The sequence below is a fragment of the Inquilinus sp. 2KB_23 genome (genome assembly GCF_052115705.1).
GTDB lineage: Bacteria > Pseudomonadota > Alphaproteobacteria > DSM-16000 > Inquilinaceae > Inquilinus > Inquilinus ginsengisoli_A.
The window spans coordinates 220259-240254 of sequence record NZ_JBFRHF010000002.1; the positions used below are offsets into that span (position 1 = coordinate 220259).

The window sequence follows — 19996 nt, forward strand, 5'->3', positions numbered from 1 at the left end:
GATAACCAATTAAGACGAGACATTGAGGTTATGTAGATACGCCAGGGCCATCAGGCCGTGGCCCGGGCGGCGTCGGCGATGACGCCCAGGACGATCTCGGGGGCGGTGACCATGGGGCTGTGGTCGACCGGGGCGGCGAGGATCTGCGCGCCCATCCGCGTCGCCATGAAGCGCTGCGTCTCCGCCACGATCATCCGGTCCTCCTCCGCCACCAGGAACCAGCTCGGCCGGTCCCGCCACAGCGGCCGGCCGGCCGGGGTGCTGATGCACGGCACGGCGATCGGCCGCTGCACGGCGGCCAACAGCGCCTGCTCCTCAACCGCGGCGTCCTGCGCGAAGGCCGCGGCGAACGCGCCTTCGGGCAGCCAGATCAACCCATGGTCATCGGGTGCCAGCTTCGGCGCCTGTGGATGCGGCTCGGCGCGATAGAACACATCGGCGACCGTCTCGCCCTCATCCGGGGCCAGCGCCGCGATATAGACCAACGACCGGACCTTCTCATTGCGCGTCCCGGCGATGACGGCGCCGGCATAGGCATGCGCCACCAGCACGACCGGACCGTCGATCCGCTCCAGCGTCCGATCGAGCGCCGCCACGTCATCGTCCAGGGACGTCAGCGGCAGGGGCGCCGCATGCACCGTGAAGCCCTGCTGCTGCAGCGGGCCGATCACCCGGGCCCAGGACGAGCCGTCCGCCCAGGCCCCGTGAACCAGCACGATCGTCGGAGTGTTGCGCGACATGATGCCTCCTGAATGCAATGATGTAACCGCTTTAAATCGATTAAAGAGGTTACTATCGCCGCAGAGATAACTTGTCAATGCCTCTCTGTGAGGTTACGCAGGGAGGGCAACGCTGCTTCTGCTGAGGTCGACCCCATGGGCCATCACCACCCCCCTGCGATGTTCCTCGCCGACGCGCTCGGCCTGGATTTCCTGAACTCGATCGCGACGCCGGTGGACACCCCGGTCGAATGGCTCGATGACGGCGACGGGCTGCTGTCATGGCTGGCGCAGGCGAAGCTGGTTCCGGCTGCCGCGCTGGAGGCGCTGCGGGCCCAGGCGATGCCGGGGGAACTCGACAGCGTGGCGGCGCAGGCGCGCAGCCTGCGGGAATGGTTCAGGGGGTTCGTCAACGACCGCAAGGGCCGGCCCCTGACGGCGGATGCCCTGGACGACCTCCTGCCGCTGAACCGGATGCTGGAGCGCGACGAGGAATTCGATCAGATCGCCTTGCGGGGCGAGGGCGCTTCACAAGGGCTGGCGGTCCTGCGGTCCCGACGGTGGCGGTCGCCGGACTCGCTGCTGCTGCCGATCGCCCAGGCGATGGCGGCGTTCGTCTGTGACGAGGACTTCACCCACGTCAAGGCGTGCGAAGGGCCGGCCTGCACCCTGATGTTCGCCGACCACACGCGCGGCCATGGCCGCCGCTGGTGCAGCATGGCGATCTGCGGCAACCGGGCGAAGCAGGCCGCGCACCGGAACCGGCTGAGATCGCTGCCCAAAGGATCGATATAGGATCGGATGGCGATGACGGCGCCAGGCTGATAGGCGCCGCCCCCCCCGCGAAATGCGCCGCCTCAAGCCGGCGGTGGTGCGAGCGCAACCTCGCGGCGGAGGCGCCCGGCCGACATCGCCGCTTCGATGCAGGCGATGATGTGGCGGCCATAGGCGCCATCGACCGCAACCGGCGCGTCGCCGCGGATCGCCGCGGCCATGGCCTGCCATTCGCGTTCGACCGCGCGCAGCATCCAGTCGGGATCGAGGGAGTTCGGGACCGGCGTCCAGGCGCCGCCCCGCCCGACCGAGACGCCGCGGTCGAAATCCAGGCGCATCGTGCCGGCCTCGCAGACCAGGTCCAGGGCGAAACCGACGCCGCCGTCGCGATAGCCGACGCTGGACACCTGCCCGGCCCGCCCATCGGCGAAGCGCAGCAGCATGAGCGCGGTGTCGTCGGCCTCCTGGTCGTGGAAGAAGGTGCCGGCGAGCGCGGAGACGCCCTCGACCTCGCCGCCCATCAGCCAGACGAGCCGGTCGAGGGCGTGGATCCCGGCGGTCAGCAGCATGCCGCCGCCGGTCTTCGATGAGAGATGCCAGGGCCGCCGGTTCGCTTCCATCCACAGCTTGATCATCGAGCTGCTGCCCAGGACCGGCCGGCCGATGTCGCCGCGTTCGAGGATCTCCCGGCCGACGAGGCAAGGGAGCGCGAAATGCATGAGGTGGCCGACCATCAGGCGCACGCCGGCCCTGGCCACCGCCGTATTGATCGCGTCGCATTCGGCGACGGTGGGCGCCATCGGCTTTTCGAGCAGGATGTGCTTGCCGGCGCCGGCCGCGGCGATCGCCATCTCGGCGTGGAACTGGTGCGGCGTCGCGATCACCACCGCATCGACCGCGGGATCGTCGAGCACCGCCTGCCAGTGGCCATGGGCGTTGCCGCCATGCTGCCGCGCGAAGGCCCGGGCGGCGTCGATGTCCTGGCGGCAGACGGCCGCCACGCGCACATCCGGCACGGCGCCGATCGCCTGCGCATGGACCGCGCCGAAGAATCCGGCCCCGATGATCCCGACTCCAATCACGCCTTCGCCTCCTCATAGGCCTGGTCGATCAGGCGCAGGGCCTGCAGGTAGTCGCCGATCCCGACCGATGGTGCCGCGCCGCGCGCCAAGCGGTCCAGCGTGTCGGCCATGAAGGCCTTGTACCGGTCCGCCGGCGGGATCGGGGTGAGATCGCGCACCCGCCCGTCGTCGAGGGTCGCCACGCGGAAGGTGTCGCCCCGGTCGACGAGATAGGCATTCCGCGCCGAGACGCGCCACTCGAAATCGCCGCCCGCCGCCATCGAGGCGAAGGTGTAGCCGGCCTCGACCGTGGCGATCATGCCGTCCGCCGCCCTCAGGGTCACGACCGCATACTCCTCGACCGCCTCGCCATGGAGGCGGCGGTCGATGCACGCGGAGACGACGGAGAGTTCGGCATCGCCGGCGAGGTCGAGTGCCGCGTCGATGCCGTGGATGCCGAGGTTGCGCAGCGCCCCGCCGCCGCCGATCGCCGGGTCGAGCACCCAGGGCACGCCGTCCACGCGGTAGCGCCGGGGCGGACCGTTTACGATGCGGAACTGGGCGTGCGAGACCGGGCCGAGCCGGCCGGCGCTTCGCAGATCCGCCATCTCGCGCCAGATCGGACCGCAGCGGTTCGGCAGCGGAACCGCGACGAAGAGCCCTGTCTGCCGCGCCATCTCGACCAGGGGCTGCAGCGCGGCCGTCGAGGTCGCGGCCGGCTTCTCCAGCACGATCGGGAGGCCGGCTGCCATGCAGGCCAAGGCGAGATCCGGCACTTGGTCCGGGCGGCCCATGACGACGACGAGGTCGGGCCTCGCCGCGATCAGCGCCTCGCGGTCGGGTTGCAGAGGGAGGTCGTGGTCGGCGGCGAAACGGGCCGCAGTCGCGGCGCACGGGTCCCAGGCGGCGACGACATCGGCGCCGGCCGCGCGGGCCGCGTCCAGATGCATCCGCGCATGCCAGTGGCCGACGCCCGCTAGCGCTACCCGAGCCATGCCTCCGCCCTTCCCTCTGTTATGGCCTTGACAGATATCCTACAAGTCAGCAAGCATCAAGGTGGGTCGATGGCGAGGCGGAATGGTCGGATGGAGCCCCGGATGAAGGCGATCAAGCCGCTGTCCCGGCCGCCGCTGCTGCATGTGACGGTGCAGGAGAGCCTCAAGAGCTACATCGACGACAACAAGCTGAGCCCCGGCGCGCCGCTGCCGCCGGAGGGCTTCCTGGCGCAGCAGCTGGGGGTCAGCCGCAACTCCGTGCGCGAGGCGATCAAGGCACTGGAATCGCTCGGCATCCTGGAGACGCGGCGCGGCATCGGCGTGTTCGTGAAGGCGTTCTCGTTCGAGCCGCTGCTGGCCAACCTGGCCTATGGCCTCGGCGGCGCGCTGCGCGAGGTGGCGGAGGTGCTGGAGATCCGGCGGGTGCTGGAGGTCGGCTTGATCGGCAAGACCATCCAACTCATAGGGGCGGAGGATCTCGCCGAGCTGAAGGACACGGTCGAGCGCATGCGGCAGCGGGCCGAGCGCAACGAGACCTTCGCGGAGGAGGACCAGCAGTTCCACACCCTGCTGTTCCGCTGCCAGAACAACCGCATGCTGACCGGGTTGATCGACGTGTTCTGGATGGCCTTCTACAAGGCATCCGACTTCGTGAACCTGACCAACGCCGACCCGATGGTCACCTGGCAGGACCATTACGACATCTACGCCGCGATCGAGGCGCGCGACGAGGCCGCCGCCCGCAGCCGGCTGGACCAGCACTATGACGGCATCGCCCGCCTGCTCGCGACCAGCACGGGCGCGAAGGCGCAAGACTGAAGTCAAAAAACGGGGAGGATTCGATGAAGTACAGGATGGTGGCATCCGCGCTGGCGCTTGCCGTCGCGATGCTGGCGCCGGGCGCCATGACCGCGGTGTCGGCGCAGGAGCCGTCGACGATCACCGGCGGGTTCGACGTCGGGCCCGGCGGTTTCCAGGGCAATTTCAACCCGCTCGCCGCGACCGGCGGCTTCACTTGGCTCAGCCTCTATTTCGAGCCGCTGGTGATCAACGACGCCAGGCTGGAGACCATCGTCGGCGCCCTGGCCACGAGCACCGAGGTCAATGCCGACAAGACCCAATACACCTTCAAGCTGGCCGACACGACCTGGCATGACGGCCAGCCCTTCACCTCGGCGGATGTGAAGTTCACCATCGACACGGCGAAGAACGGTGCCACCGGGACCGTGTTCGCCGCCCGCTTGGGCGCCATCGCCTCGGTCGAGACGCCCGACGCGCACACCGCGGTGCTGAAGCTGTCGGCGCCCAATGCCGGGCTGCTGGCCACGCTGACCCAGCTGATGATGCTGCCGCAGCACGCGCTGAAGGACATCCCGGCGGATTCCCTCGCCAAGAACCCATGGTGGTCGAAATCGCCGATCGGCACCGGCCCCTACAAATTCTCGCGCTACGTGACCGACCAGTATGTGGAACTTGCAGCGAACGCGGAGTACCGCGGCGGCAAGCCGGTCACCGACCGGATCATCAACCGCTACTTCGCCAACACCGCCGCGGCGGTCGCGGCGCTGCGGTCCGGCGAGATCAGCTTCAGCTATGTCGAGGCCGACGACGTCGCCACCTTCAAGGACGATGCCGCCTTCAAGGTGATCGACGGCAACTCCTTCGTCGTGAACTACCTGGGCTTCAACCAGGAGGTGCCGCTGTGGAAGGATGTGCGCGTGCGCCAGGCGGTGATGCACGCCATCAACCGCGATGCGATCGTGCAGAGCCTCTACAAGGGCGCCGCCGAGATGGCCAATTGCGGCTATGTCGCGCCGCGGCTGATCCCCTCGGACATCGACCCCTACGCCTATGACCCGGAGAAGGCGAAGCAGCTGCTGGCGGAGGCGGGCTGGGACAAGATCAACGGCGACAAGCCGATCACCCTCCTGACCTACTACAACACGCCCCTGGCCGGGAACGTGCTGGCGGCGGTGCAGGCGATGCTTGGTCAGGTCGGCATCAACGTGGTGCCGCGGACCGTCGACACCCCGACCTACAACGCGACCATTTATGCCAAGAGCCCGGACTGGTCGCAATTCCCGCTGGTCTATGCCGGGCTGCAGAACGGCCCCGACCCCAGCGCCATCAACATCGGCCTCAACGAGAAGCAGATCCCGCCGGCCGGTGCCAACTTCCTGCGCATCCGGATGCCGGAGGTGACGTCCGCCTTCGACGCCGCGCTGAACGAGGTCGACGATGCCAAGCGGGCCGGGCTGTACCAGGGCGTGTGCAAAGCGATGAACGCCAACCTGCCCTGGGCCACCCTGTGGGTCGCCAAGCGCTACGGCGTCGCCTCCGGCAAGCTCAAGGACTTCGTCTGGATCCCGGCCCCGGCCGGCGGCCCCTACGCCGCCCATGCCGAGAAATGGGCGATCGAATAGGTCGTCATTGCGGGCGCAGCGAAGCAATCCATCGGGCCGTTCGTGCGGCGCCATGGATTGCTTCGTCGGCTTCGCCTTCTCGCAATGACGCTGTTGGGGAAGAGGTCGGTCGGGACACGAGATGCTGAATTACTGCCTTCGTCGCCTTGCGGTCGGGTTCGGCATGCTGATCGCGCTCAGCATGCTGATCTTCGTGCTGCTGCGGCTCGCACCCGGCGACCCGATCGACGCCTACATCAACCCGAATGTGGCGATGTCGCAGGCGGAGATGGATGCGGTGCGCAGCCGGCTCGGCCTCGACCAGCCGCTGCCGCTGCAGTACCTGGCCTGGCTGGGCAGCGCGCTGCGCGGCGACCTCGGTTTCTCGCTCCAGCGCAACGGCGAGACCGTGCTCGGCCTCGTCGCCGAGCGGATCGGCCCGACCCTGCTGCTGATGGGCACCGGGCTGGCGATCGCCATCGTGGTCGGGATCGGCACCGGCATCCTCGGCGCGGTCAGGCGCAATTCGGCGACGGATGTCGGGCTTTCGGTCGCCGCCTTCTTCGGCATCTCCAGCCCAGCCTTCCTGACCGCGCTGGTCGGCCTCTACGTCTTTTCCGTCCTGTTCCGCTGGGCGCCGTCCGGCGGCATGCTGACGCCGGGCGCGCCGTTCTCCGTCGGCGACCTGCTGGGCCACCTGATCCTGCCGGCGATCCTGCTTTCGATCGGGCACGCCGCCCTGATCATGCGCTACATGCGCGCCTCGCTGCTGGAGGTGCTGAACCAGGACTATGTCCGTTCGGCGCGGGCCAAGGGGGTCCGGGAGGTCTGGGTCATCCTCAAGCACGCGCTGCGCAACGCGCTGCTGCCGGTGGTGACCCTGATCGGCTCCACCATCGGCATCGCGGTCGGCGGCGCGATCTTCCTGGAGAGCGTGTTCAACTGGCCGGGCATGGGCCTGCTGCTGGTCGGCGCGGTGGAGACCCGGGACTATCCGGTGATCATGGGCGCAACGCTGGTGGTCGGCGCCTGCGTCATCCTGGTCAACCTGCTGACCGACATCACCTACGCCGCGATCGATCCGCGGATCCAGGTGGCGTGATGGCGGCCGTCGGCCTCTCCCCTCCCCGCCGCGGCAACGGCCCGCTGGCCCGGGCCTTCCGCCGCTTCGCGGCCAATGGCGCGGCGCTGGCCGGCATCGCCATCCTGGTGCCGATGCTGGTGCTGATCGCGGCCTATCCCCTGATCCTCGGCCACCGGCCGAACGACATCGACCTGCTGGCCCTCAACAAGGGCCCCAGTGCCGCGCATTGGCTCGGCAACGACGGGGTCGGGCGCGACATCCTGGTCCGGGTGCTGCAGGGCGGCCGCATCTCGATGCTGGTCGCCATCGTCTCGGTGGCAATCTCGGTGGCGATCGGCTTCCTGATGGGCGCGGTCTCGGCCATGGGCGGGCGCGTCGCCGACACCGTGATCATGCGCTTCGTCGACCTCGCCATGACCCTGCCGCCGGTGATCTCGCTGCTGGTCCTGGCCTCGATCACCGGGGCCGGCATCGTGCCGACCATCGCGGTGATCTCGCTGCTGTCCTGGCCGGTGCTGGCGCGCATGGTGCGGGCCCGGCTGATGGAGCTGCGCGAGCGCGACTTCGTCGTCGCCTCCCGCGGCATGGGCGCCGGCCTCGGCCACCTGCTGTGGCGGCACGGCCTGCCCAACTCGATCGACATCCTGGTGGTCTACGCCACCCTGCAGATCGCCGCCGCCATCCTGCTCGAGGCCGGCCTATCCTTCCTCGGCCTCGGCGTGCCGCCGCCGGAGGCGAGCTGGGGCAACATGCTGAACGCCGCCCGCAGCACCGTGGTGCTGGAGCAATACCCCTGGCAGTGGCTGTTCCCGGGCGCCGCCCTGGTCGTCACCGTGCTGGCCATCAACTTCGTCGGCGACGGTCTTCGCGACGCCTTCGACCCCCGATCCGACCTCAACTGACCTCCCGAAAAGGCCCATCATGGCACCAGCCCCATCGTTCCATGGCGTCGTCCCCCCCGTCGTCACCCCGCTGACCGCGAATTTCGAGGTGGACTACCCGTCCTTCACCCGCGTGCTGGAGCACCTGATCGGCGGCGGCGTGCACGGCCTGTTCGTGCTGGGCTCCACCAGCGAGGTGGTGTTCCACGACGAGGCGACGCGGCGGCGCATCCTGGAACATGCGATGAAGGTCGCGGGCGGCCGGGTGCCGGTGCTGGCCGGGGTGATCGACCCGACCACCGACCGGGTCATCGGCCACGCCAAGGTCGCCCAGGCGATCGGCGTCGACGCCGTGGTGGTGACCGCGCCCTTCTACGCCCGCACCAGCGCGCCGGAGGTGGTCGACCATTTCCGCTATGTGCGCGAGGCCATCGACCTCCCGGTGATCGCCTACGACATCCCGGTCTGCGTCCATTTCAAGCTGGACCGCGCCAGCGTGGCGACGCTGGCGCGCGAGGGCACCATCGCCGGGCTGAAGGATTCCAGCGGCGACGACGGCAACTTCCGCTTCGCGCTGCTGGACCTTGCCGACCAGCCCGGGATCGCGCTGATGACGGGGTCGGAGATCGTGTGCGACTCCGCCCTGGCCGCCGGTGCGCACGGCATCGTGCCCGGCCTGGCCAATGTCGACCCGCACGGCTATGTCCGGTTGTACGATTTGTGCCGCAAGGGCGACTGGGCGGCGGCGCGGGCGGAGCAGGAGCGGCTGTGCCGCCTGTTCGAGATCGTCTGGGTCAGCCTGCCGCGCACCAGCGCCGGGTCGGCCGGCGTCGGCGGCTTCAAGACCGCGATGCGCCGCCTCGGCATCATCGACACCAATGTCATGGCCCGGCCGCAGCGGGCGCTGAACGACGCCGAGGCGGCGAAGGTGGACGCCATCCTGCAGGCGACCGGCCTGCTGGGCTGATGCGCGATGGCCGAGCCGATCCTCGACATCCGCGGGCTTCGCACCGTCTTCCGCATCCGCGGCGGCGAGGTGACCGCCGTCGCGGATCTCGATCTCGCGATCGGGCCGTCGGAGACGGTGGCGCTGGTCGGCGAATCCGGATCGGGCAAGTCGGTGACCGGCCTGTCGATCATGGGGCTGCTGCCGGGCAAGGTCGGCCGCGTGGCCGAGGGGTCGATCCTGTTCCGCGGCAAGGACGGGACCCGGCGCGACCTCGCCACCCTGGACGGCGAGGCCCGCCGCCGCATCCGCGGCAACGACATCGGCATGGTGTTCCAGGAGCCGATGACCAGCCTGAACCCGGTCTTCACCATCGGCGACCAGATCGCCGAGCCGGTCCGCATCCATCTCGGCCAGGGCCGCCGGGACGCCCTGTCCACGGCGGTCGGGCTGCTCGAAAGCGTCGGCATCCCCGACCCCAAGCGGCGCGCGGGCCAGCATCCGCACGAGCTGTCCGGCGGCATGCGCCAGCGCGCCACCATCGCCATGGCGCTGGCCTGCGACCCGACGCTGCTGCTGGCCGACGAGCCGACCACAGCGCTGGACGTCACCATCCAGGCGCAGATCCTGGACCTGCTGCGCCGGCTGCAGGACGAGCGCGGCATGGCGGTGCTGTTCGTCACCCACAATCTCGGCGTGGTGGCGGAGATCGCCCATCGCGTGGCGGTGATGTATGCCGGCCGGATCGTCGAGACCGGGCCGGTGCGCGAGGTCTTCCGGCACCCGCGCCACCCCTACACCATCGGCCTGCTCGGCTCGGTGCCGAAGCTGGGCGAGGCGACGCGGCTGAAGGCGGCGGGCCTGAAGCTGGCCACCATCCCCGGCACGGTGCCCGGCCTGGCCGCCATGCCACAGGGCTGCGCCTTCGCCCCGCGCTGCGCCCATGCCGTCGACGCTTGCCGCGCCGCCGTGCCGGCGCCGGCCGAGGTCGGTCCCGGCCACACCAGCCGCTGCATCCGATGGCAGGAGCTTTGACCATGGCGGATCCGCTTCTGGCGGTGCGCGGCCTCGCCAAGCATTTCGGCCCGGGCAGCTTCGGCCGCGGCCCGCTGGTGCGGGCGCTGGACGACATCAGCTTCAAGGTCGGGCGCGGCGAGGTGGTCGGGCTGGTCGGCGAATCCGGCTCGGGCAAGACCACCATCGGCCGCGCCGTGCTGCGGCTGATCGAGCCGACCGCCGGCGAGGTGGTGTTCGACGGCCGGGACCTGACCCGGCTGCCACCGGCGGAAATGCGCCGGCAGCGGCGGCGGATGCAGTACATCTTCCAGGATCCCTTCGCCAGCCTGTCGCCGCGCATGACCATCGGCGAGATCCTGACCGAAGGCCTCGCCATCCAGGGGATCGGCACCCGGCGCGACCGGCTGGACAAGGCGCGGGCGGCGCTGGAATCGGTCGAGCTGCCGGCCGACGCGGTCGACCGCTACGCCCATGAGTTCTCCGGCGGCCAGCGGCAGCGCATCGGCATCGCCCGGGCGCTTGTGCTGGAGCCGGAGTTCCTGGTGGCCGACGAGCCGGTCTCGGCCCTCGACGTCTCGGTGCAGGCGCAGATCGTCAACCTGATGCGCGGCCTGCAGCTGCGCCTCGGCCTCACCATGCTGTTCATCTCCCACGATCTCGCGGTGGTGGAGTACATCTGCGACCGGGTGATCGTGCTGTATCTCGGCCGGATCATGGAGATCGCGCCGAGCGAGCGGCTGTATGCGGCGCCGAAGCACCCCTACACCCGGGCGCTGCTGTCGGCGATCCCGGAACCGGATCCGGACCGGCCGCGCCAGCGGCAGATCCTGAAGGGCGACATCCCCAGCCCGGCCAACCCGCCCTCCGGCTGCGTCTTCCGCACCCGCTGCCCGCATGCGATCGACGCCTGCGCCCGCGAGGTGCCCAAGCTGGAGCAGGTGGCGCCCGGCCACTTCAAGGCCTGTATCAGACAGGATGTGAGCACATGACCGACGCCAGGCCGAAGGCGGCACTGCGGGGCAACTGGGCGACGCTGCTGCTGCCGATCGCGGATGACGACAGCATCGATTTCGGCCGCCTGGCCGAGGAGGTCGACATCCTGGTCGCGGCGGGCGTCGACGGCATCTATTCGAACGGCACGGCCGGGGAGTTCCACAACCAGACCGAGCGCGAATACGACGCGATCCAGGCGCTTCTCGCCGAGCGATGCGGTGCCCTGCCCTTCGTGATCGGCGCCTGCCAGCCCGACCCCAGCATCGCGCGGGAGCGCGTGGCCCGGGCCCGGGCACTGGCGCCGGCGGCGATCCAGGTCATCCTGCCGGATTGGTGGCCGCTGACCGAGGCCGAGGCGATCGATTTCCTGGAGTTGATGGCGGAGAGCGCCGGCGCCGTGCCGCTGGTGCTCTACAATCCGCCGCACGCCAAGCGCGTGCTGTCGCCGCCTGAGCTCGGCAGGCTGGTCCGGGCCGCGCCGGCCGTCGCCGGCATCAAGCTCGCGGACGGGGACGCCGCCTGGTACGCCGCGGCGAAGGCGCATCTGTCCGGCACCGCCCTGTTCGTGCCCGGCCACCATCTCGCCACCGGCGTCAGCCATGGCGTCGCCGCCGGCGCGTTCTCCAACGTGGCCTGCCTGAGCCCGGCGGGCGCCCAGGCCTGGACCGACCGCATGGCGGTCGACATGGCGGCGGCCCTCGACCTGGACCGCCGGATCTGCCACTTCATGGACGAGCATGTCGTGCTGTTCCGGACACAGCAGGGCTATTCGAACGCGGCGCTGGACAAGCTGCTGGCTGCGATCGGCGCCTGGGGGCCGGTCGGAACCCGGCTGCGGCGCCCCTATCGCTGGATCCCCGAAAGCGAGGCCGCGCGTCTGCGGCCGATCGCACGATCCCTGATGCCGGAGCTGTTCGCGACCTAGGACGCGTCTCCCAGGTCCAGTCTACGGCGGCTGCACCAGCGATGGGACATGATGACCGGCCGGGTCAGCGCAGCCCGTTCATCCGCCTCGGGCGGCAATGCCGCCATGGAAGTCCGAGATCAGGCTGCGCAGCCCCGGCTCCTCCACCAGCAGCAGGGCGGCATCCGGATCGAGCCAGCGGGTCTCGCGCTCGCCATGCTCCGGCCAGGTCCGGCGCTGGCGTTCGACCTGGAGGGGAAAGACATGCACCTCGCACCGCACGCTGAGATCGTCATCGTCCAGCCACTTGTCGTAGACGAAGCTGCCGATCGAGATGGTCCTCACGACGCCCTGGACGCCGGCCTCCTCATAGGCCTCCCGCGCCGCCGACTTGGCCGGTGTCTTGTGCTTGATCGCCCAGCCCTTCGGGATGATCCACCGCCGGGTCCGCCGGCTGGTCACCAGCAGGATCTCGAGCGATCCGTCCTGCCGGAACCGATAGGGAAGCGCGCCGAACTGGAGGCGGGTCGCCTGCTCTCGTCCCGTCATAATCCCTAGTTTGCCTCGCTCATGATCACGTGTTCACCGCCGGTGGAGCACTGTGGCGCCCGGAACCCGGGCGAATGAACCTCTGCAATATCGGGTGACATCAAATCGTTCCCTTTATGCTTGGCCGGTCTGGCGAAATTGAGGCGCGGCGGACATCCGGTCAGATCCTGACCGAACGTCGCCAGACCAGGTCGGGCGCCAGCTCAATTCTGGTCGGGGACATGCGGTCGTCGCGACTTTTCGAGGCCAGTGCCGCGACATGGCCCGCGATGTCTGCGACCGGATGATCGAAGGTGGTGAGCTGGTAGGACAGCCAGCCCGCCTGCTGGACATTGTCGAAGCCGATGACCGACAGGTCCTCCGGCACGCGCAGCCCGAATTCGTGCCGCGCCGCATCGATCAGGCCGAAGGCGGTGATGTCGTTGACGCAGAACACCGCGTCCGGCCGCACCGGGGCCGCGAACAGCTGATGCGCGGCGGCGATGCCGTTGTCGTAGCCGGTCATCTGGCCCTGCCGCACCACCTGGGGCTCGATCCCGACCGCGCGCGCGGCGGCCACGAACGCGTCGGTCCGGGCCGACAGGCTGGGCGTGCCGAGCCCGGTGGTGACCACGGCCGGCCGGCGGCAGCCGGCCTGCAGGAACAGGCCCAGCGCCGTCCGCGCCGCGCCGGCATTGTCGAGCCGGATGTTGTCGGGCCCGACGATGCGGTCGTCGCGGCTGATCAGGATCAGCCTCTGCCCGTTGTCGAGGCATTCGCGCACGATCGACTGGGCCGGCGTGCCCGACATCACCACCGTCGCATCGGCGCGATAGTTCAGGGCGCGGCGCAGCGTGGCGGCGATGTCGTCGGACGGGCCGCCGACGCTGAGCAGGACGGCGACCTTGCCGGCCTCCTGCAGCCGTTCGGTGATCGCCCGGGCCATGCGGGACGGCTGCGGCGAATCGATGTCGGCCACCACCAGGCAGACGATGCCGGTCTGCCGCCCCGACACGCCGCGGGCCAGGTGGTTGACGTGGTAGCCCAGCTCTGTCGCCGCGGTCAGGACGCGGCGGCGCGTCTCCTCCGACACGCTGGCGCCGGGGGTGAAGGTGCGGGACACCGCCGACCGCGACACCCCGGCCCGCTCAGCCACCGAGCGCGCGCCGACGAAGCCGCGGGCGTCGAGCTCGGGGTCCGGCAGGGCTGGCGATCGGCTCCGGCGGCCCGTCATGGCCGTTCTCTCCATCATTCGGGAGGGATCATAGGATTTTTGCAACTGTGTGCAAACATCTTGGTTCCGGTGCCGTAAGAAAACTGTCACGATTTGTCGTTGACGGGACCGGCAGGATCGAACAGCATTTTGCACACGGTTGCAAACAAGCTCTCCGCCGCGAGGGCGGAAAAATGATGGGAGGACCAGGATGTCCATGACGTCGAAAGCCGCCACCCTGTCCTGCGCGGCGATCGCGCTGGCCGCGGGGCTGGCGCTGCAGGCGGCCCCCGCCCGGGCCGAGGGCTCGGTGGTGGTCTATTGCGGCGTCAACGAGGAATGGTGCCGGGCCGCGGCCGGCGCCTTCCAGGAGAAGACCGGCATCCATGTCGACATGACGCGGCAGAGCGCCGGCGAGATCTTCGCCCGGCTGCGCGCCGAGAAGGACAATCCGCGCGGCGACATCTGGTACGGCGGCACCGGCGACCCGCATCTGCAGGCCGCGGCCGACGGGCTGACCGAGCCCTACAAATCGCCCCAGCTCGACCAGCTCAGGGACTGGGCGCAGGACCAGGCCAAGCGCTCCGGCGACCGCACGGTGGGGCTGTATCTCGGCATCCTCGGCTTCGGCTACAACGAGACCGAGCTGAAGAGCCGCGACCTGGCCGCGCCGGCCTGCTGGGCCGACCTGCTGAAGCCCGAATTCCAGGGCGAGGTCCAGATGGCCGACCCCAACTCCTCCGGCACCGCCTGGACCATGCTGGCGACCATCGTGCAGCTGATGGGCGAGGACAAGGCGTTCGAGTACCTGGTCGGCCTGAACAAGAACATCGACCAGTACACCAGCGCCGGCGCGGCGCCGGCGCAGGCGGTGGGCCGCGGCGAGACCATCGTCGGCATCGCCTTCCAGCACGACCTGATCAACGCCGCCAAGCAGGTGCCGGCGGTGAAGGTGGTGTCGCCCTGCGAAGGCACCGGCTACGAGATCGGGTCGATGAGCCTGATCAAGGGCGCCCGCCACGCCGAGGAGGCCAAGAAGTTCTATGACTGGGCCCTGACGCCCGAGGCGCAGGCGATCGCGGCCAAGAACGGCAGCTTCCAGATGCCGTCGAACAAGGGCTCCGCGGTGCCGCCGGAATCCCCCGACACCAGCAACATCAAGCTGATCCATTACGATTTCGAGAAGTACGGCTCCTCCACCGAACGCACCCGGCTGCTGTCGCGCTGGACCAAGGACGTGAAGAACGGCGGCTGAGGAGCGGATTGCCGAGGCGACGGAGATGAGAAAGGGAGCGGCCGCGCGGCGCCTGTCGGCCCCTCGCCTGTGCCTTCTGCTCGGCTGGGCCGCGGTCCTGCTGCTGCCCTGGTACGGGGTGGAGGGCGGGCTGGTGGCGGCGCTGACCGAGGGCGGGGCGCCGGCGGTGCTGGAGGGGCTGCGCGGCCATCCCTGGCTGTTCGGGCTGCTGCTGCCGCTCCTGCTCGCCAGCGTGGCCGAGCTGCGGCCGCGCCCGAGGCTGCTGGTCGCGGCCGGCATGATCGGCCTGGGCTGGACCCTGCTGCAGGCCTTCGCCATCGACCGGCGCGGCTGGGCGCTGGTCGACCTCGGCAGCCTCGCCGGGTGGACCGCCTCCCAGCCGGCGCTCGGCTGGGGCGCCCTGCTCTACCTGCTCGCCATGGCGCTGCTGGTCGCCCACGGCCTGGCCCGCCTGGGCTGGTGCAAGGGCGATGCCTTCACCGTCGGCGCCCTGACCATCGTCTGCGGCTCGATCCTGGTCTTCGTCGGCTACCCCGTGCTGTGCGTCCTGCTCTCCGCCTTCAAGGACAATGAGGGCCAGGTCGACCTGCCGCTGTTCGCCGACAAGCTGACCGATTCCTCGATCTGGGGCCTGTCCTGCCTGAGCGGCGGCCGCAACTGCGGCGTGGCCTGGAACTCGCTGGCCCAGGCCACCCTGGTCGGGGTGCTCAGCACGCTGCTGGGCCTCGCCTTCGCCCTGGTGGCCAACCGCACCCGCTTCCCGTTCCCGCGGCTGTTCAAGGTGCTGGCGATCCTGCCGGTGATCACGCCGCCCTTCGTCATCGGCCTGGCGCTGATCCTGCTGTTCGGCCGGGCCGGCATGGTCACGACCATGCTGGGCGAATGGTTCAACCTGCCGCGCAGCCGCTGGATCTACGGCATGCCGGGCCTGACCATCGCCCAGCTGCTGGCCTTCACCCCGATCTCCTACCTCGTCCTGCTGGGCGTGCTGCAGGGCGTCAGCCCCAGCATGGAGGAGGCGTCGCAGACGCTGCGCAGCGGTCCCTGGCGCACCTTCCGCCATGTCACCTGGCCGCTGATCCGGCCGGGCCTGGCCAACGCCTTCCTGATCGCCTTCATCGAAAGCCTGGCCGATTTCGGCAACCCGATGATGATCGGCGGCAATTTCCGGGTGCTGTCGACCAGCGTGTATTTCGCTGTGGTCGGCGCGGCGCAGGACCAGGGCCAGGCCGCCGTGCTGGCGATCGTGCTGCTGAGCTTCAGCCTGTCGGCCTTCCTGCTGCAGCGGCTGTGGACCGGGCGGAAAAGCTACGTCACCGTGTCGGGCAAGGGCGATGCCGGCCTGCCCGGGCGGCTGCCGACCGGCCTCAGGATCCTGTGCTACACCGTGGTCCTGCCCTGGATCGCGCTGACCGTCGCGGTCTACGCCATCATCCTGTTCGGCGGCTTCGTCAACGCGGTCGGCAGCGACAACACCCCGACGCTGAAATACTTCCTGACCGCCTTCGGCATCGGCCAGGGCGACCATGGCTGGTACCTGGCCGGGTCGGCCTGGAACTCGCTGATCACCACGCTCGAGGTCGCGCTGCTGGCCATGGTCCCGACCGCGGCGCTGGGCATCCTGACCGCCTATCTGCTGAACCGGCAGCGCTTCGCCGGCCGCGGCGCCTTCGAGTTCCTGACCATGATGAGCTTCGCCATCCCCGGCACGGTGATCGGCATCAGCTACATCCTGGCCTTCAACAGCGGCCCGATCGAGCTGACCGGCACCGCGATGATCATGATCATCGCCTTCGTGTTCCGGAACATGCCGGTGGGCATCCGCGCCGGGCTGGCCAATCTCAGCCAGATCGACCGCAGCCTGGACGAGGCGTCGCTGACCCTCGGCGCCCGGTCCGCCACCACGCTGCGGCGGGTGATCCTGCCGATCCTGCGGCCGGCGATCACGACCTCGCTGGTCTATGCCTTCGTCCGGGCCATCACCAGCGTCAGCGCGGTGATCTTCCTGGTCAGCGGCGAGTTCAACCTCGCCACCGTCTACATCGTCGGCCGGGCCGAGTTCGGGGAATACGGGCTGGCGATCGTCTACTCCGCGGTCCTGATCACCATCATGGTCCTGGCCCTCCTGGTGATCCAGGCGGTGGTGGGCGAACGGCGGATCGGCCGCCGCCCGGCGGCCGCCGCGACACCCCGCAACCGTCCAGCAGTGGTGCAGGCGTGACCCGAGAAACCAAGCTGAACGACCCGGCGCGCGCCGGCGACCCGGCCCCCGGACTGCCGGCGGTGGAGTTCCGCACCGTCAGCAAACGCTATGGTGCGGTGGCCGCGGTCGACCGCATCGGCTTCACCATCGAACGCGGCACCCTGGTCACCCTGCTGGGGCCGTCGGGCTGCGGCAAGACCACGACGCTGCGCCTGATCGCCGGGCTGGAGCTGGCCAGCGAGGGCCGCATCCTGATCGACGGCGAGGACGTCACCCACCGCTCCGCCGCCGAGCGCGACGTCAGCATGGTGTTCCAGTCCTACGCGCTGTTCCCGCATATGAGCGTGATGGACAATGTCTGCTACGGCCTCCGCGCCTCCGGCATCAAGCAGGCCCGGGCCGAGGCCATGGCGGCGGAGAAGCTGGCGGCGGTCGGCCTGTCCGGCTTCGAACGGCGGTTGCCGAGCGAGCTGTCCGGCGGCCAGCAGCAGCGCGTCGCCGTGGCCCGCGCCATCGTTCTCGAACCCAAGGTGCTGCTGTTCGACGAGCCGCTGTCGAACCTCGACGCCAAGCTGCGGCGCCGGGTGCGCGAGGACATCCGCGGCCTGCAGCAGGCGCTGGGCCTGACCGTGGTCTATGTCACCCATGACCAGGAGGAAGCGCTGGCCGTGTCCGACCGCATCGTGGTGATGCATTCGGCCCGGATCGTCCAGGACGGCACGCCACGCGACCTGTATGAGCGGCCGGCCAACCGCTTCATCGCCGACTTTATCGGCAATGCCAACCTGCTGCCGGTCACGGTGCAGCGCCAGGACGGGGCGATGGCCCGGGTCGCGCTGGGCGGGGCCACGCTGCAGCTGCCGCATCGCGACCTGCCCGCCGGCGCCTTCGAGATCGCGGTGCGGCCCCAGGCGATCCGGCTGCGGGCGGGCGGCCCCCAGCCGGGCGAGCTCGGCGGCGTGATCCGCAAGGCGGCCTATCTCGGCAGTCACATGGAGTATCAGGTGGAGCTTATGGAGATCGGGACCGAGGCCTTCGTCATCGACGGCGATGTCGGCACCCCCCTGGCCCCCGGCACCGCGGTCGGCGTTGCCATCACGGCCGACGGGGCCGCCCTGGTGCCGGCGGACGAGGCGGCATGATGGACAGCCTGGACACACGCTGCGCCTTCGGCGTCGACCTGGTCCTGCGCGCGGGCGCCCTGGCGCTGGGCATGCGCCGGACCCTGGCGCCGATCGAGGCCAAGAGCGCGATCGACTTCTGCACCGAGGCCGACCGCGCGGTGGAGCAGCTGGTGCGCGAAGAGGTCACTCGGCGCTTCAACGACGCCGTGATCGGCGAGGAGTATGGCGGCGAGGCCGCCAACCGGGTGTGGGTGGTCGACCCGATCGACGGCACGGCGGGATACATCCACGGCAACAACCGGTGGTGCGTGTCGCTGGCCTATCTCTGGCGCGGCGAGATCGAGATCGGCATCATCTACGCCCCGGCCGATGATCGCCTGTTCGTCGCCCAGCGTGGCCGCGGCGCGACCCTGAATGGACGGCCGATCCAGGTCAGCGGGCTGAGGCACGGCGCGGCGCCGGTGGTGGAGGTGGGCTGGTCCGAACGCCGGCCGCTCTCGGCCTTCTGCACCCTGCTGCAGCGGCTGACCGACGCCGCCATCGAGTTCCGGCGCCACGGATCCGGCGCGCTCGGCCTCGCGGAGGTCGCCTGCGGCCTGAACGACGGTTACGCCGAGCTCCACATCAATTCCTGGGACGCCCTGGCCGGCATCCTGCTGGTGCGCGAGGCCGGCGGCTGGACCAACGACTTCCTGGCGGATGACGGGCTGCGCCGCGGCAACCTTCTGCTCGCCGCCACCCCGGTGCTGCGCGACCGGCTGGTGACGATGACCCAGGACCTGCACCGCGCGACCGACCACCCCACCGCCCTGGCCGGCTAGATCGGTCGGGCCGGGCCAGGCGAGGCCGTGGTCGCGCGGATGATCAGTTCCGTGCCCAGCACATGGGCCGCGCCGCGGGAGACGCCGGACGACAGCTGGTCGAGCAGGATCTCGATCGCCGTCCGGCCGGCATCGTTCGAGCGCGACGAGATGGTGGTCAAAGGCGGGTAGGTCCGCGCGCCCAGCACGTCGTCGCAGCCGATCACGCTGAAGGCGGCCGGCACCTCGATCCGCAGCCCTGCCAGCCCGGCCAGAAGCCCCTGCGCCACCAGGTCGTCGAAGGCGATGGCGGCGGTGGTGCGGGCGGACAGCACCGCCGGCGCCGCCGCCACCCCGCCCTCATAGGACGGGCGCTGGGCCGCGACCTCGACCGCCGTGACGCCGAGATCCTCGGCCGCCCGCAGCACCGCCGACCGGCGCTGCTGGTTCGACCAGGACGAGGGCGGCCCGCCGATATAGGCGATGCGCCGGTGGCCGAGATCGTGGAGATGCCGCACCGCCGCCGCGGTGCCGGAGGCGCTGTCGATCAGCACCCGGTCCAACCCCTCGACGTCCCGGTTGACCAAGACGATCGGGCGGCGCCCGCGATGCGCCCGGATCGCATCCTCGGCCAGGCGCGACGAGGCCAGCACGAAGCCGTCGACCTGGGCGGCGAGCTTGCCGATCAGCCGGTCCTCGCGCGCCGGGTCCTCGTCGGTGTCGCCGAGGAAGACGCACAACCCGGCATCGTCGGCGCGGGCCTCGGCGGCACGGATCAGCGGCGGGAAGAACGGGTTGGCGACGTCGGGCACGATCAGGGCGATGTTGCCGTAGCGTCCGGTCGACAGCGCCCGTGCCACCTGGTTCGGGGCGTATCCCAGCGCGGCCGCGACCTCCATCACCCGGGCCACCGTCGCCGGGTTCAGCATGTCGGGCCGGGTGAAGGCGCGCGACACGGTCGATCGCGCCACGCCGGCGGCCCGGGCCACCTGCTGGATCGTCGGGATCGGCTTCGACGGCTGGTCCATGTGAGTCCACTGCTTCGACTCCTCCTTCTTAGCGCGACTGCGGGGCGCCGCGAAGCGTTGCGTGCGGAG

At 70.1% G+C, this 19996-nt stretch carries 19 protein-coding genes; 13 read left to right on the forward strand and 6 right to left on the reverse strand.

Features of this window, described 5'->3' with window-relative positions; genetic code table 11:
* Window positions 1–50: 50 nt before the first annotated feature.
* The gene (locus tag AB4112_RS03260; RefSeq protein ID WP_441717055.1) at window positions 51–740 is read right to left on the reverse strand and encodes an alpha/beta fold hydrolase; all 690 of its coding nucleotides are present in this window, start codon (window positions 738–740) and stop codon (window positions 51–53) included.
* Between the two features lie 135 nt (window positions 741–875).
* Between AB4112_RS03260 and AB4112_RS03265 the strand changes: the two genes are divergently transcribed.
* Window positions 876–1514: a CGNR zinc finger domain-containing protein gene (locus AB4112_RS03265; protein WP_441717056.1), complete on the forward strand. Its 639-nt coding sequence runs from the start codon at window positions 876–878 to the stop codon at window positions 1512–1514.
* Between the two features lie 62 nt (window positions 1515–1576).
* Here the strand turns inward: AB4112_RS03265 and AB4112_RS03270 are convergent, their stop codons facing one another.
* On the reverse strand, window positions 1577–2575 hold the full coding sequence (locus AB4112_RS03270; RefSeq protein ID WP_309795346.1) for a Gfo/Idh/MocA family protein: 999 nt from the start codon (window positions 2573–2575) through the stop codon (window positions 1577–1579).
* Window positions 2572–3549 carry a Gfo/Idh/MocA family protein gene (locus AB4112_RS03275; protein WP_441717057.1) on the reverse strand — a complete coding sequence of 326 codons (978 nt, stop codon included), beginning with the start codon at window positions 3547–3549 and terminating at the stop codon, window positions 2572–2574. The genes AB4112_RS03270 and AB4112_RS03275 overlap by 4 nt, the downstream gene beginning before the upstream one ends.
* Window positions 3550–3651: 102 nt before the next feature.
* On the opposite strand from AB4112_RS03275, the gene AB4112_RS03280 reads away from it, so the two are divergent.
* The 8 genes from AB4112_RS03280 (at window position 3652) to AB4112_RS03315 (ending at window position 11797) form a co-directional block, all read left to right on the forward strand.
* The gene (locus tag AB4112_RS03280) at window positions 3652–4368 is read left to right on the forward strand and encodes a FadR/GntR family transcriptional regulator (RefSeq protein WP_441717058.1); all 717 of its coding nucleotides are present in this window, start codon (window positions 3652–3654) and stop codon (window positions 4366–4368) included.
* Between the two features lie 23 nt (window positions 4369–4391).
* Window positions 4392–5972, forward strand: a complete 1581-nt coding sequence (locus tag AB4112_RS03285) for an ABC transporter substrate-binding protein (protein ID WP_441717059.1) — start codon at window positions 4392–4394, stop codon at window positions 5970–5972.
* Between the two features lie 121 nt (window positions 5973–6093).
* Window positions 6094–7053: an ABC transporter permease gene (locus AB4112_RS03290; protein ID WP_441717060.1), complete on the forward strand. Its 960-nt coding sequence runs from the start codon at window positions 6094–6096 to the stop codon at window positions 7051–7053.
* Window positions 7053–7937 carry an ABC transporter permease gene (locus AB4112_RS03295; protein ID WP_441717267.1) on the forward strand — a complete coding sequence of 295 codons (885 nt, stop codon included), beginning with the start codon at window positions 7053–7055 and terminating at the stop codon, window positions 7935–7937. The genes AB4112_RS03290 and AB4112_RS03295 overlap by 1 nt, the downstream gene beginning before the upstream one ends.
* A gap of 19 nt (window positions 7938–7956) precedes the next feature.
* Entirely contained in the window at window positions 7957–8883 is a 927-nt protein-coding gene (locus AB4112_RS03300; protein WP_441717061.1) for a dihydrodipicolinate synthase family protein, read from the forward strand.
* A 6-nt stretch (window positions 8884–8889) separates the two neighbouring features.
* On the forward strand, window positions 8890–9897 hold the full coding sequence (locus AB4112_RS03305; RefSeq protein ID WP_309795334.1) for an ABC transporter ATP-binding protein: 1008 nt from the start codon (window positions 8890–8892) through the stop codon (window positions 9895–9897).
* A gap of 2 nt (window positions 9898–9899) precedes the next feature.
* A complete protein-coding gene (locus AB4112_RS03310) occupies window positions 9900–10868 on the forward strand; it encodes an ABC transporter ATP-binding protein (RefSeq protein WP_441717062.1) in 969 nt (322 codons plus the stop codon).
* Complete coding sequence (locus AB4112_RS03315; RefSeq protein WP_441717063.1) at window positions 10865–11797, forward strand: dihydrodipicolinate synthase family protein; 933 nt, start codon at window positions 10865–10867, stop codon at window positions 11795–11797. Before AB4112_RS03310 ends, AB4112_RS03315 begins: the two co-directional genes overlap by 4 nt.
* A gap of 78 nt (window positions 11798–11875) precedes the next feature.
* On the opposite strand, the gene AB4112_RS03320 is transcribed toward AB4112_RS03315, so the two are convergent.
* Complete coding sequence (locus tag AB4112_RS03320) at window positions 11876–12325, reverse strand: NUDIX hydrolase (protein WP_309795328.1); 450 nt, start codon at window positions 12323–12325, stop codon at window positions 11876–11878.
* Window positions 12326–12485: 160 nt separating this feature from the next.
* On the reverse strand, window positions 12486–13538 hold the full coding sequence (locus AB4112_RS03325; RefSeq protein ID WP_441717064.1) for a LacI family DNA-binding transcriptional regulator: 1053 nt from the start codon (window positions 13536–13538) through the stop codon (window positions 12486–12488).
* 196 nt (window positions 13539–13734) lie between these two features.
* On the opposite strand from AB4112_RS03325, the gene AB4112_RS03330 reads away from it, so the two are divergent.
* The 4 genes from AB4112_RS03330 to AB4112_RS03345 are packed head-to-tail and all read left to right on the forward strand — an operon-like array spanning window position 13735 to window position 18920.
* Window positions 13735–14772, forward strand: a complete 1038-nt coding sequence (locus tag AB4112_RS03330) for an ABC transporter substrate-binding protein (RefSeq protein WP_441717065.1) — start codon at window positions 13735–13737, stop codon at window positions 14770–14772.
* A 25-nt stretch (window positions 14773–14797) separates the two neighbouring features.
* On the forward strand, window positions 14798–16993 hold the full coding sequence (locus AB4112_RS03335; protein ID WP_441717066.1) for an ABC transporter permease: 2196 nt from the start codon (window positions 14798–14800) through the stop codon (window positions 16991–16993).
* A complete protein-coding gene (locus tag AB4112_RS03340; RefSeq protein ID WP_309795321.1) occupies window positions 16990–18117 on the forward strand; it encodes an ABC transporter ATP-binding protein in 1128 nt (375 codons plus the stop codon). The genes AB4112_RS03335 and AB4112_RS03340 overlap by 4 nt, the downstream gene beginning before the upstream one ends.
* Window positions 18114–18920 (forward strand): inositol monophosphatase family protein, encoded by an 807-nt coding sequence (locus AB4112_RS03345; RefSeq protein WP_309795319.1) that lies wholly within the window; start codon window positions 18114–18116, stop codon window positions 18918–18920. Before AB4112_RS03340 ends, AB4112_RS03345 begins: the two co-directional genes overlap by 4 nt.
* Here the strand turns inward: AB4112_RS03345 and AB4112_RS03350 are convergent.
* Window positions 18917–19927 (reverse strand): LacI family DNA-binding transcriptional regulator, encoded by a 1011-nt coding sequence (locus AB4112_RS03350; protein ID WP_309795317.1) that lies wholly within the window; start codon window positions 19925–19927, stop codon window positions 18917–18919. The two genes, AB4112_RS03345 and AB4112_RS03350, sit on opposite strands and share 4 nt — an antisense overlap.
* Window positions 19928–19996: the final 69 nt, after the last annotated feature.